Below are 12,305 nucleotides of genomic sequence, written 5' to 3'. Positions count from 1 at the left end.
TGCCGCAAGTGTCGCGACTGCCAAAAACGGGCCGGTCAGGGAGGACGCGGATGAGCGCGAGCAGCGCCGCAGCAGTGCCCCAGCAGAAGTGGTGGAACGGCTTGTTCCAAGGGCTCCAGAAGATGGGCCGGAGCCTGCAGCTGCCGATCGCCGTGCTGCCGGCGGCGGGCATCCTGAACCGGCTGGGTCAGGACGACGTGTTCGGCAAGGGCGGCCTGGGCTGGACGAACTTCGCCAAGGTCGTGGCCTCTGCGGGCGGCGCCCTGCTCGATGCGGACCTCGGCCTCCCCCTGCTCTTCTGCATCGGCGTCGCGATCGGTCTGGCCAAGAAGGCCGACGGCTCGACCGCCCTCGCGGCGGCGGTCGGATTCCTCGTCTACCGGGGAGTGCTGCACGCCTTCCCCAAGTCCTGCCCGGCGGGGACGAGGGACATCAAGGGCGCCTGCCTGGGGGCGGGCGACAGCTTCCTCGGGTACACCTACCAGAATCCGGGTGTCTTCGGCGGCATCATCATGGGCCTGCTGGCCGCATGGTTCTGGCAGCGCTATCACCGCGTGAAGCTGGTCGACTGGCTCGGCTTCTTCAACGGCCGCCGCCTGGTCCCCATCATCATGACCTTCGTCGCGATCGCCTTCGCCGTGCTCTGCCTGTGGATCTGGCCGCCGATCGGCAACGCGCTGGAGAGCTTCTCGGACTGGCTCGTGGGTCTGGGATCGATCGGCGCCGGCATCTTCGGCCTCGCGAACCGCGCGCTGCTGGTGATCGGCCTCCACCAGTTCCTGAACGTGCCGGTGTGGTTCCAGTTCGGCAGCTACACCAAGCCGGACGGGCAGACGGTCCACGGCGACATCCCCATGTTCCTGGCGGGAGACCCGAACGCCGGCCAGTTCCTCTCCGGCTTCTTCCCCATCATGATGTTCGCCCTGCCGGCGGCGGCGCTGGCGATGACCCACTGCGCGAAGCCGGCCCGGCGCAAGGAGGTCGGCGGACTGATGCTGTCGGTCGGCCTGACGTCGTTCGTCACCGGCATCACGGAGCCGCTGGAGTACTCGTTCCTCTTCCTGGCACCGGCCCTGTACGCGGTCCACGCCGTGCTCACGGGTGTGTCGATGGCGGTGACGTGGGCCCTCGGAGTGAAGGACGGCTTCAGCTTCTCGGCCGGCCTGATCGACTACGTCATCAACTGGAGCCTGGCGACGAAGCCCTGGCTGATCATTCCGATCGGCCTCGGCTTCGCGGTCGTCTACTACGCCGTCTTCCGCTTCGCGATCACCAAGTGGGACATCAAGACGCCCGGCCGGGAGTCGGACGAGGAGATCGCGGTCATGCAGGCGGAGAACACCAAGGCGTAGGCCGGCAAGGACTTCCGGCCCGCGCACACCGCCGGGCGGAAGGGCCCTCAGTACCCCCGCATCCCGGCGAAGGCCCCGCCGGGGGCCGCGCGAGGCCCCCCTTCGAGGCGGCCCAAAGCCCTCTCGCGGGATGACACAAGCCCTGGCCAGGGCGGACATACGCAGGACGAAGGCCTCCGGACCCACAGGGTCCGGAGGCCTTTGCCATGTATGTCCCGGTGTGTCTTCCACCACGGAATTGGTGGGTTCCTTACGCGGACCTCACCGTGCTACAACTGGTCTACACCACTGAGTGGTGTAGACCACGTAGGCCTTTCGGCCCGGGGTCCTCCCCTTTCCTGAGACGCGGCCATCCCCCTTTCGCCATGCCCCCAGGCAGCGTCTTGTCCACTGGAGGAAGTTGATGAGTACGGCCACCGCCGCTCCCGCCAAGAAGCGGGGCTCCGGCCTGATCCAGGGTCTGCAGAAGGTCGGCCGCAGCCTTCAGCTGCCGATCGCCGTCCTGCCGGCCGCGGGTATCCTGCTGCGCCTCGGCCAGCCCGACGTCTTCGGCAAGGACGGCCTCGGCTGGGGCAAGGTCGCCACGGTGTTCGCCACCGCCGGTGACGCCGTCTTCGCCAACCTGCCGCTGCTCTTCTGCATCGGTGTCGCGATCGGCTTCGCGAAGAAGGCCGACGGCTCCACCGCCCTCGCGGCGCTGGTCGGGTTCCTGGTCTACAAGAACGTCCTCACCGCCTTCCCGGTGACCGAGGCCATCGTCAACACCACCGAGAACAAGGGTGTCGACGTCGCCGCGACGTACAACAACCCGGGTGTCCTCGGCGGCATCATCATGGGTCTGCTCGCCGCGGTCCTGTGGCAGCGCTTCCACCGCACGAAGCTGGTGGACTGGCTCGGCTTCTTCAACGGCCGCCGCCTGGTCCCGATCATCATGGCCTTCGTCGGCGTCCTCGTCGGCGTGTTCTTCGGTCTGGCCTGGGAGCCGATCGGCGAGGTCATCACCAACTTCGGCGAGTGGATGACCGGCCTCGGCTCCGTCGGTGCGGGCATCTTCGGCCTGATCAACCGCGCGCTGATCCCGATCGGCATGCACCAGTTCGTCAACGCCGTCGCCTGGTTCCAGATCGGTGACTTCACCGACGCCACCGGCGCGGTCGTCCACGGTGACCTCACCCGCTTCTTCGCCGGCGACCCGGACGCGGGCATGTTCATGACCGGCTTCTTCCCGATCATGATGTTCGGCCTCCCGGCCGCCGCCCTGGCCATCGCCCACAGCGCCCGTCCGGAGCGCCGCAAGGCGGTCACCGGCATGATGGTCTCGCTCGCCCTCACCTCGTTCGTCACCGGTGTCACCGAGCCGATCGAGTTCTCCTTCATGTTCATCGCGCCGCTCCTGTACGCCATCCACGCGGTCCTGACCGCCGTGTCCATGGCCGTCACCTGGGCGCTCGGGGTCCACGCGGGCTTCACCTTCTCGGCCGGCCTGATCGACCTGGGCCTCGGCTGGAACAAGGCCACGTCCCCCTGGATGATCCTTCCGATCGGCCTGGTCTTCGCAGCGGTCTACTACTTCGGCTTCCGCTTCGCGATCACCAAGTTCAACCTTCCGACGCCGGGCCGCGAGTCCGACGAGGAGCTCGCCGAGATGGAGAAGGCCGAGGCCAAGTAGGCCTCCCGCCCCGCACCACGCGAAAGCCCCCGCTCTCCCGGAAGGGAGGGCGGGGGCTTTCCCGTACGCCTGCGGAAGCCCGGGGCTCAGACCTCGTACACCGCGCCCGTGTACGCCAGCTCCACCGGGCCGTCGTAGACCGCGCGGGCGTCCGCCAGATTGCGCTCGGCGTCCGTCCACGGCGGGATGTGGGTCAGGACGAGCCGGCCGGCGCGGCCGGCGCGGGCGAACTCCCCGGCCTCGCGGCCGTTGAGGTGGAGGTCCGGGATGTCCTCCTTGCCGTGCGTGAAGGAGGCCTCGCACAGGAACAGGTCGGTGTCCTCGGTGAGCAGGCCCAGCTCGGGGCAGACCCCCGTGTCGCCGGAGTACGTCAGCGAGCGGCCGCCGTGCTCGACGCGGATCCCGTACGACTCGACCGGATGGCAGACCTTCTCGGTGCGGACCTGGAACGGGCCGATCTCGAAGGTGCCCGACTTCAGGGTCCGGAAGTCGAAGACCTCACTCATGGAACGCTCGTCGGGGACGTCCTCGTAGGCGGTGGACAGCCGCTTCTCCGTGCCCTCGGGGCCGTAGACGGGGATGGTGCCGCAGCGGCCGCCCTCGTGGCGGTAGAAGCGGGCGACGAAGTACGCGCACATGTCGATGCAGTGATCGGCGTGCAGGTGGCTGAGGAAGATCGCGTCGAGGTCGTAGAGCCCGATGTGGCGCTGGAGCTCGCCGAGGGAGCCGTTGCCCATGTCGAGGAGCAGCCGGAAGCCGTCGGCCTCGACGAGGTAGCTCGAACAGGCCGATTCCGCGGACGGGAACGACCCCGAACAGCCGACGACGGTGAGCTTCATGGAGCGTGAACCTCCGTGGACGGTCCGTGGACGGAATGCGGGCCGTGCGTGGGTCGAGCGTAAGGCGCGAAACGTCCGGTCGCTCCTCCGCGGCAGGCCGTTGTGGGGCGAATCACCTGAGCTGTCACCCGGGGGAGCGACGGGGCGTACCCGGGTTGCCGTGCGGGCGCCGTGTGCTGCCGTGCGCTGCCGCGCCGGGGGTGCCGGGCAGGACTACGGTCGGAGTATGGACACGTCCTGGTGGCCGGCCGTCGGCGCCGTGCTGGTCGTGATCCTGCTGGTGCTCCTCCCCCGCCGGGCGCGGCGGGCGGGGCGGGCCGCGGATCCGCCGCACGGGCCGGGCCCGCTGCCGCGGCCCCGGGCCGGCGAGCTGTGGTCGCTGGAGGACGGGCGGACCGTCCTGGTGCTGGGCGTACGGGGCCACCGGGCGCGGATCGCGCGGATCACCGGGAAGTACGACGACCGGCGCGCCGGGGTGATCCCGCTGCCACCGGGGATGGTGGGGGCGCGGGGTGCGTTCCTGGAGGCGGACCGGGTGGTGGAGGTGTCGGTATGGGAGTTCGCGAGGGCGCGGCCGCTGGGAGTGGTGGATCCGGCGGTGTGGGACGAGGTGAAGGGTCTCGGGGGGCCGGGGCCGGGGCCGTCCGGCTGAAGCGGGTCTACGATCCCCCGGAGCCGGGGCTCGACGGCGTCCGGGTGCTCGTGGACCGGCTGTGGCCGCGGGGGCTGTCGAAGGAGGCGGCGGCGGTCGACGACTGGGCGAAGGCGGTTGCCCCGTCGGGGGAGCTGCGGAAGTGGTTCCACGGGGGCGGGTCCGTGGCGGAGTTCCGGGAGCGGTACGCGGTGGAGCTTCGCTCGGAGGAGGCGGAGGCGGAGCTGGGGCGGCTACGGGGCGTGGCCTCGGCGGGGCCCGTCACGCTGCTGACCGCCGTCAGGGATCCGGAGGCGAGCCACGCGGGGGTGCTGGCCGCGCTGCTCCTCGACGCCCCGCACTCCCTCCGGCGCTAGCCGGGTCGGCCCTGCGGGGCGAAGTCCCCGACCCGCCCTTCCACCGTTCCCCGGGCCGGCCCGGACCCGCGCCTCAAACGCCGGCGAGGCTGAAGGGGGTACCGGGCTGCGCCCGGACCCCCTGGGGCTCCGCCCCAGACCCCGCGCCTCAAACGCCGGCGAGGCTGAATTGGCGCAGGACGGCTGAAGAACCCCGGGGCCGGAGGCTGCGGAGTGCCGGGCCGGGGACGGGGGCGGGGTGGGGTGTTGGCCGGGACGTAAAGCGTGATTTGTGGCGCACAGGAAAGCCACAACTGTCGAACGTTCGAACCAGGGCGCCTAAATCATGCAGTCCAGGCCGACACCCCACCCCGCCCCCGGCACCGGCCCCACCCGCAGCCAACCCAGCGCCCAGGCCAAGGCCGACCGGCACCAGGCCACCTCCGCCGCCGACGCCGACGCCAGGGCTACGCCCAGAGCTGGCCCTGGAGGACCTCGATCGCTTCTTCCGTCGTCGCCGCCGTGTAGACGCCCGTCGACAGGTACTTCCAGCCGCCGTCGGCCACGACGAAGACGATGTCGGCCGACTCGCCCGCCGCCACCGCCTTGCGGCCGACGCCGATCGCCGCGTGCAGGGCCGCGCCCGTGGAGACGCCCGCGAAGATGCCCTCCTGCTGGAGGAGTTCGCGGGTGCGGGTGACCGCGTCCGCCGAGCCCACCGAGAAGCGGGTCGTCAGGACGGAGGGGTCGTAGAGCTCCGGGACGAAGCCCTCGTCGAGGTTGCGCAGCCCGTAGACGAGGTCGTCGTAGCGCGGTTCGGCCGCGACGATCTTGACGCCGGGGACGTGTTCGCGCAGATAGCGGCCCACGCCCATGAGGGTTCCCGTGGTGCCGAGGCCGGCCACGAAGTGGGTGATCGAGGGGAGGTCCGCGAGGATCTCCGGGCCGGTCGTGGCGTAGTGGGCGCCCGCGTTGTCCGGGTTGCCGTACTGGTAGAGCATCACCCAGGACGGGTTCTGCTCCGCCAGTTCCTTCGCGACGCGGACGGCCGTGTTCGAGCCGCCCGCCGCCGGCGACGGGATGATCTCGGCTCCCCACATGGCCAGCAGGTCGCGCCGCTCCTGAGAGGTGTTCTCGGGCATGACGCACACGATCTTGTAGCCCTTGAGCTTCGCGGCCATCGCGAGGGAGATGCCCGTGTTGCCCGAGGTGGGCTCCAGGATCGTGCAGCCGGGGTACAGCCGGCCGTCCTTCTCGGCCTGCTCGACCATGTGGAGCGCGGGGCGGTCCTTGATCGAGCCGGTCGGGTTGCGGTCCTCCAGCTTCGCCCAGATGCGGACGTCGTCCGAGGGCGAGAGCCGGGGCAGGCGCACGAGCGGCGTGTTGCCGACCGCGGCCAGCGGGGAGTCGTAGCGCATTACTTCGAGCCGCCGGCCACGGCCGGGAGGATGGTGACGTTGTCGCCGTCCTTGAGGGCGGTGGAGATGCCGTCGAGGAAGCGGACGTCCTCGTCGTTGAGGTAGACGTTGACGAAGCGGCGCAGCTCGCCGCCCTTGGCCTCGTCGACGATGCGCTCCTTGATGCCCGTGTGGCGGGTCTCCAGGTCGGAGAACAGCTCGGAGAGCGTCGTGCCCGCGCCCGTGACGGCCTTCTCGCCGTTGGTGTAGGTGCGGAGGATGGTGGGGATGCGGACCTCGATGGCCATGGCAGGCTCCAGTCAGGATGGTGAAGGGAAGGCGGGCGAAGCGAAGCGGAGCAGGCGTGGGCCCGCGCGGCCCCGCGAGGGGGCCGTCGGGGCTCAGGCGGCTGTACAGATGGCGCTTGCGAGGCGGCACAGGTCGACGTGCAGCCGCGCCACAAGCAGCAGCCTGCCGGGCGTCTCGATGCTCACGTCGTGGGAAACCATGCGGTCATGTTAACGATTCCCGGTGCCTGGTTTGGAGTGTGATCCCGCATCGTGGACGGATATCGCTCACATACTGAGAAGTAGCCCCTCGGCGGTGCCTCAGTAAGCCGCTACGACCTGCACTTCTTCCTCCGTGATCACACCTTCGACGATCCGGTACGACCGGAACTGGAACTCCCCCAGGCCGTCCTTGTCCGCCGTGGAGACCAGTACGTAGTGCGCGCCGGGCTCGTTCGCGTACGTGACGTCCGTGCGCGAGGGGTAGGCCTCGGTGGCGGTGTGCGAGTGGTAGACGATGACGGGTTCCTCGTCCCGGTCGTCCAGCTCGCGGTAGAGCTTGAGCAGGTCCTTGGAGTCGAACTCGTAGAACGTGGGCGACCGGGCCGCGTTCAGCATCGGCACGAACCGCTCCGGGCGGTCCGTGCCCGCCGGGCCGGCCACCACGCCGCAGGCCTCGTCGGGGTGGTCCTGACGGGCGTGCTCGACGATCCGGTCGTACAGGTCCTGGGTGATGGTCAGCATGAGCGACAGGATAAGCAGACGGGCCCTCCCGTACCGAGGACTGGTACGGGAGGGCCCGGATGCTGGACAGGACCCTTACGAGGCCTTGGTGAAGGCGGCACCGCGCGGGTCGCGGGACTTCATCACCAGGTAGGAGACGCCGAGCAGCAGACCCCACAGCGGGGCGCAGTAGAGCGAGACCCGGGCGTCCTTGTCGATGCCCATCATCACGATGACCATGCCGATGAAGGCCAGGGCGAAGTAGCTCGTGTACGGGGCGCCGGGGGCGCGGAACGGGGACGCGGGCAGGTCGCCGCGGTCGGAGGCGGCGCGGTAGCGGATCTGGCAGACCAGGATCATGATCCAGGCCCACATGCCGGAGATGGTGGCGAAGGAGACGACGTAGTCGAAGGCCTTGCCCGGGGCGACGTAGTTGATCCAGACGCCGACCAGCATCAGCGCGGCCGAGAAGGTGGTGCCGACCAGCGGGGTGCCGCTCTTGGTGAGCTTGGTGAAGAACTTCGGGCCCTGGCCGTTGAGGGCGAGGTCGCGCAGCATGCGGCCGGTGGAGTACATGCCCGAGTTGCAGGAGGACAGGGCCGCGGTCAGGACGACGAAGTTGACGATGGCGGCACCGACGCCGAGGCCCATCTTCTCGAAGGCGGCGACGAAGGGGCTGACGCCGGGCTGGAACTCGTGCCACGGGACGACCGACAGGATCATGATGAGCGCGCCGACGTAGAAGACGGCGATGCGCCACGGCACGGTGTTGATGGCCTTGGGCAGGGTCTTCTCGGGGTCCTTGGACTCGCCGGCGGTGACGCCGACCAGCTCGACGGCGAGGAAGGCGAACATCACGATCTGCAGGGTCATCAGCGTGCCGCCGATGCCCTTGGGGAAGAAGCCGCCGTCGCTCCACAGGTTGGAGACGGTGGCGGTGGCGGCCGCGTCGGAGAAGCCGATGGTGAGGATGCCGGCGCAGATCAGGATCATGCCGACGATGGCGGTGACCTTGACCATGGAGAACCAGAACTCCAGCTCGCCGAAGAGCTTCACGGAGATCAGGTTGGCGCCGTAGAGGATGACGGTGAAGATCAGCGCGTAAGCCCATTGCGGGAAGCTGTCATGGGTCCAGTACGACATGTACTGCGCGGCGGCGGTGACCTCGGTGATGCCGGTGACCACCCAGAAGAGCCAGTAGGTCCAGCCGGTCACGTACCCCCAGAAGGGGCCGAGGAACTCCCGGGCGTAGTCCGAGAAGGAGCCGGACACCGGGCGGTACATGAGCAGTTCGCCCAGGGCCCGCATGATGAAGAAGATGACCAGGCCCGCGATGGCGTAGGCCAGGATCAGGCTGGGGCCGGCCTTGGAGATGGCCTTGCCGGCGCCCAGGAAGAGGCCGGTGCCGATGGCGCCGCCGATCGCGATCATCTGGATCTGGCGGGCTCCGAGCGCGCGGTGGTATCCGTCGCCCTCGCCCGTGTCGTGCTGCTGCTCGTCGACCTGTACGGAGGTCATGTCTTGGTGCGCCTTTCTCCACGCCGACCCGCGCCATGACTGGCAGCGGATCGGGTCCTCGATCCCCCCGGATACGGATGGAGTTGCACGCCGGCGGTCAGCCGGTTCAAGCAGGCCGGGGGGCATGGGTGGCGCCCCGTCGGCGTCGTGAAGATTTATCACGTGCTTACGGGTGCCCGAGGGGAGAAAATGTGACGCAGGGCATAAAAAAATCAGGACAGAGGTCCTGAAATGGATCAGATCACCACATCGTGGTGATCTGATCGTTATCCGGATTTGAGCGTCCGCTGAGCGAACGGCGGACGGGTTCGAGGCCCCTCGGAGGAGGGCGGGGTCAGAGGGTCCCGGCGAGCGTCTCGATGAGGGTCTCCTGGAGACCGCCGAGCCACAGGTACGCCATCACCATCGGCTTGCGCGGATCGTCGTCCGGCAGCCGGAACAGCACCGCGCTCTCGTCGTCCTCCGTGATGTCGAGGCGGGCCGCAATGGTGAGCCGCAGGTCGTTCAGGGCGCCCAGCCAGCGCAGCCGCAGCTCCCCGTCGACCTCCAGGACGGCCGCGCCGTCGCCGCCGGGGCTCAGCCCGTCCAGGCTGCGCACGACGGCCAGCGCGTCCTCGCGCTTGCGGGTGCGCAGGTCGTTCTCGGTGAAGCGGCGGAACTCGGCCGAGTGGGCCCGCAGCTCCTCCGTGTCGGCGTTCGCCGGGGTCTCCGGGCCGCCGTAGGCGTCGGGGAAGAGCCGGGCCAGGGCCGGGTCGGAGGGGGGCTCGGTCGGGCCGTCGGAGGCGGCGAAGAGCGCGGCCAGCGGGTCGGCGTCCGGTTCGGGCTCCGGTTCGCCGGGGCCGATGAGTTCCAGCAGCTGCACGGCCAGGGAGCGCAGGATCGAGATCTCGATCTCGTCCAGCGCGATGGCCGCCCCGCCGGCCTTCAGGGGCTCGAAGACGCCGCCCATCAGGTGCGGTCCTGGGACATGGTCGCCCAGAGGCCGTAGCCGTGCATGGCCTGCACGTCCCGTTCCATCTCCTCGCGGCTGCCGCTGGAGACGACCGCCCGACCCTTGTGGTGGACGTCCATCATCAGCTTGTTCGCCTTGTCCTTGGAATAGCCGAAGTAGGCCTGGAACACGTACGTCACGTAGCTCATGAGGTTGACCGGGTCGTTGTGCACCAGGGTCACCCACGGGACGTCGGGTTCGGGGACCACGAAGGTCTCTTCGGCCGATTCGGTGCGTTCGATCTCAATGGGAGCAACACTCACTTGTCCCATGCTGCCACTGACGGGGGCCCGTCGCACAAACGGGCCCCTACATCTCGTCACTTTGACGAGATGTGCGCTAGCATCCGTCGTATGAACCCTGCGGACCTGGGCCTGCCGGTGGACGTGCCGTCGACAGCGCTCTTCACGGACCATTACGAGCTCACGATGCTGCAGGCCGCGCTGGCCAGCGGCACGGCCGACCGCCGCTCGGTCTTCGAGGTGTTCACCCGCAGGCTCCCCGAGGGGCGCCGCTACGGAGTGATCGCGGGGACCGGCCGGGTGCTCGACGCGGTGGAGAACTTCCGCTTCGACGGCGCCGTACTGGAGTTCCTGCGCGAGCGCGGCGTCGTCGACGCCCGCACCCTAGACTGGCTCGCCTCGTACCGCTTCTCGGGCGACATCTGGGGCTACCCGGAGGGCGAGGTCTACTTCCCCGGCTCCCCGGTCCTGCGCGTCGAGGGCAGCTTCGCCGAGTGCGTGCTGCTGGAGACCGTGATCCTGTCGATCCTCAACCACGACTCCGCGATCGCCGCGGCCGCCTCCCGGATGGCCTCGGCCGCCGGCGGCCGGCCGCTGATCGAGATGGGCGCCCGGCGCACGCACGAACTGGCGGCCGTCGCCTCGGCGCGCGCCGCGTACGTCGGCGGATTCACCTCCACCTCGGACCTGGCGGCCGGATTCCGGTACGGGATCCCGACGGTCGGTACGAGCGCCCACGCCTTCACCCTGCTGCACGACAGCGAGCGGGACGCCTTCACCGCCCAGGTCGCCTCGCTCGGCGGCGGAACCACCCTGCTGGTGGACACCTACGACGTGGCGGAGGCGGTCCGGACGGCCGTGGAGGTCGCCGGAACGGGCCTGGGCGCCGTCCGCATCGACTCCGGGGACCTGCTGCTGGTCGCGCACCGGGTGCGCCAGCAGCTCGACGAGCTGGGGGCCACGGAGACGAAGATCGTGGTGACCTCCGACCTGGACGAGTACGCGATCGCCTCGCTGGCCGCCGCCCCGGTGGACGCGTACGGGGTCGGCACCCAGCTGGTGACGGGCAGCGGGCACCCGACGTGCTCGATGGTCTACAAGCTGGTGGCGCGGGCCGCGTCGGCGGACGTGAAGGCGCCGCTCGTCTCGGTGGCGAAGAAGTCCTCGGGCGGCAAGACCTCCGTCGGCGGGCGCAAGTGGGCGGCCCGCCGGGCGGACTCCGAGGGGATCGCCGAGGCGGAGGTCCTCGGGACCGGGCCGGTGCCGGCCGCGCTGGCCGACTCGCAGCTGCTGGTGGAGCTGGTCAAGGGCGGCGAGGTCGTGGCCCGCGAGTCGCTGGAGACGGCCCGGGCCCGCCACCGCGAGGCGCTTGCGGGGCTGCCGCTGTCCGCGACACAGCTCTCGCGGGGCGAGGCCGTGATCCCGACCGAGTACGCGTAGCGCCGGGGACGGGGCGGGGGCGGCCCTGCGGGGCTGTCCCCCACCCACCCTTCCACCGTTCCCCGGGCTCCGCCCGGACCCGGTCCTCGCACGCCGGACGGCTGGAGAAGCGGGGGCTGGGGGCGGAGCCCCCAGTTTCGGGAAGGGGCGGGGTGGGGGAAAGGCCCCGCAGGGCCCCCGCCGCCGCACGCAGGACCACACCAGCCAACCGAAGGGCACCGGACATGCACCGCGCACTGATCGTCGTCGACGTACAGAACGACTTCTGCGAGGGCGGCAGCCTCGCGGTCACCGGCGGGGCCGACGTCGCCGCCGCCATCACCGAGCTCATCGGCCAGGCCACCGCCGGCTACCGGCACGTCGTCGCCACCCGCGACCACCACATCGACCCCGGGTCCCACTTCGCGCACCCCCCGGCCCGGCCGGACTACGAGACCTCCTGGCCGGTGCACTGCGTCGCCGGGACCGAGGGCGTGGGCTTCCATCCGAACTTCGCGCCCGCGGTCGCCTCGGGGGCCGTCGCCGCCGTCTTCGACAAGGGGGCCTACGAGGCCGCGTACAGCGGTTTCGAGGGGGCGGACGAGAACGGCCTCGGGCTCACGCAGTGGCTGCGCGACCGGGAGGTCACCGAGGTCGACGTGGTCGGCATCGCCACCGACCACTGTGTGAAGGCGACCGCCCTGGACGCGGCCCGCGCGGGGTTCCGTACGCACGTACTGCTGGACCTGACGGCCGGCGTGGCCCCGCACACCACGACCCGTGCGCTGGCCGAGCTCCGGGAAGCCGGAGTGGAGCTGAGCGGGACGCCCGTGGTGGCCGGCTGACACCCGGGCCCCGTGCGCACGCCGTAAGGCCCCCGT

At 70.2% G+C, this 12,305-nt stretch carries 14 protein-coding genes; 6 read left to right on the top strand and 8 right to left on the bottom strand.

The features are described from left to right. Positions 1-50 precede the first annotated feature (50 nt). Both ACWCP2_RS07735 and ACWCP2_RS07730 read left to right on the top strand, forming a co-directional pair. Positions 51-1,352 carry a PTS transporter subunit EIIC gene (locus ACWCP2_RS07735; protein ID WP_450907681.1) on the top strand — a complete coding sequence of 434 codons (1,302 nt, stop codon included), beginning with the start codon at positions 51-53 and terminating at the stop codon, positions 1,350-1,352. Positions 1,353-1,755: 403 nt separating this feature from the next. Beyond that, positions 1,756-3,021, top strand: a complete 1,266-nt coding sequence (locus tag ACWCP2_RS07730; protein WP_450907680.1) for a PTS transporter subunit EIIC — start codon at positions 1,756-1,758, stop codon at positions 3,019-3,021. A gap of 86 nt (positions 3,022-3,107) precedes the next feature. On the opposite strand, the gene ACWCP2_RS07725 is transcribed toward ACWCP2_RS07730, so the two are convergent. Continuing rightward, positions 3,108-3,860: an MBL fold metallo-hydrolase gene (locus ACWCP2_RS07725; RefSeq protein ID WP_266908447.1), complete on the bottom strand. Its 753-nt coding sequence runs from the start codon at positions 3,858-3,860 to the stop codon at positions 3,108-3,110. 226 nt (positions 3,861-4,086) lie between these two features. Here ACWCP2_RS07725 and ACWCP2_RS07720 point away from each other — a divergent pair, with 226 nt between their 5' ends. Both ACWCP2_RS07720 and ACWCP2_RS07715 read left to right on the top strand, forming a co-directional pair. Beyond that, on the top strand, positions 4,087-4,512 hold the full coding sequence (locus tag ACWCP2_RS07720; protein WP_450907679.1) for a hypothetical protein: 426 nt from the start codon (positions 4,087-4,089) through the stop codon (positions 4,510-4,512). Continuing rightward, a complete protein-coding gene (locus ACWCP2_RS07715) occupies positions 4,461-4,868 on the top strand; it encodes a DUF488 domain-containing protein (protein ID WP_450907678.1) in 408 nt (135 codons plus the stop codon). Before ACWCP2_RS07720 ends, ACWCP2_RS07715 begins: the two co-directional genes overlap by 52 nt. Before the next feature lie 446 nt (positions 4,869-5,314). Here ACWCP2_RS07715 and ACWCP2_RS07710 read toward each other — a convergent pair whose 3' ends face one another. From ACWCP2_RS07710 to clpS, 7 genes are all read right to left on the bottom strand, one after another. Then, positions 5,315-6,265: a PLP-dependent cysteine synthase family protein gene (locus ACWCP2_RS07710; RefSeq protein WP_250741132.1), complete on the bottom strand. Its 951-nt coding sequence runs from the start codon at positions 6,263-6,265 to the stop codon at positions 5,315-5,317. Further along, complete coding sequence (locus ACWCP2_RS07705) at positions 6,265-6,552, bottom strand: MoaD/ThiS family protein (RefSeq protein ID WP_450907677.1); 288 nt, start codon at positions 6,550-6,552, stop codon at positions 6,265-6,267. Before ACWCP2_RS07705 ends, ACWCP2_RS07710 begins: the two co-directional genes overlap by 1 nt. A 93-nt stretch (positions 6,553-6,645) precedes the next feature. After that, positions 6,646-6,753, bottom strand: a complete 108-nt coding sequence (locus tag ACWCP2_RS07700) for a putative leader peptide (protein WP_323182362.1) — start codon at positions 6,751-6,753, stop codon at positions 6,646-6,648. Positions 6,754-6,852: 99 nt separating this feature from the next. Continuing rightward, entirely contained in the window at positions 6,853-7,275 is a 423-nt protein-coding gene (locus ACWCP2_RS07695; RefSeq protein WP_450907676.1) for a Mov34/MPN/PAD-1 family protein, read from the bottom strand. A 75-nt stretch (positions 7,276-7,350) separates the two neighbouring features. Next, positions 7,351-8,772 (bottom strand): amino acid permease, encoded by a 1,422-nt coding sequence (locus tag ACWCP2_RS07690; RefSeq protein ID WP_450907675.1) that lies wholly within the window; start codon positions 8,770-8,772, stop codon positions 7,351-7,353. Between the two features lie 334 nt (positions 8,773-9,106). Next, entirely contained in the window at positions 9,107-9,721 is a 615-nt protein-coding gene (locus ACWCP2_RS07685) for a DUF2017 domain-containing protein (protein WP_450907674.1), read from the bottom strand. Next, on the bottom strand, positions 9,721-10,035 hold the full coding sequence (gene clpS, locus ACWCP2_RS07680; RefSeq protein WP_450907673.1) for an ATP-dependent Clp protease adapter ClpS: 315 nt from the start codon (positions 10,033-10,035) through the stop codon (positions 9,721-9,723). The genes ACWCP2_RS07685 and clpS overlap by 1 nt, the downstream gene beginning before the upstream one ends. An 81-nt stretch (positions 10,036-10,116) precedes the next feature. On the opposite strand from clpS, the gene ACWCP2_RS07675 reads away from it, so the two are divergent. Both ACWCP2_RS07675 and ACWCP2_RS07670 read left to right on the top strand, forming a co-directional pair. Continuing rightward, positions 10,117-11,445 carry a nicotinate phosphoribosyltransferase gene (locus ACWCP2_RS07675; protein ID WP_450907672.1) on the top strand — a complete coding sequence of 443 codons (1,329 nt, stop codon included), beginning with the start codon at positions 10,117-10,119 and terminating at the stop codon, positions 11,443-11,445. A 224-nt stretch (positions 11,446-11,669) separates the two neighbouring features. Then, the gene (locus ACWCP2_RS07670; protein WP_450907671.1) at positions 11,670-12,269 is read left to right on the top strand and encodes an isochorismatase family protein; all 600 of its coding nucleotides are present in this window, start codon (positions 11,670-11,672) and stop codon (positions 12,267-12,269) included. Positions 12,270-12,305: the final 36 nt, after the last annotated feature.

The sequence above is a fragment of the Streptomyces sp. NPDC002104 genome (assembly GCF_053593795.1).
Note: the sequence above shows the minus strand (reverse complement) of the source record. Positions and strands in the feature narration are given on the sequence as shown.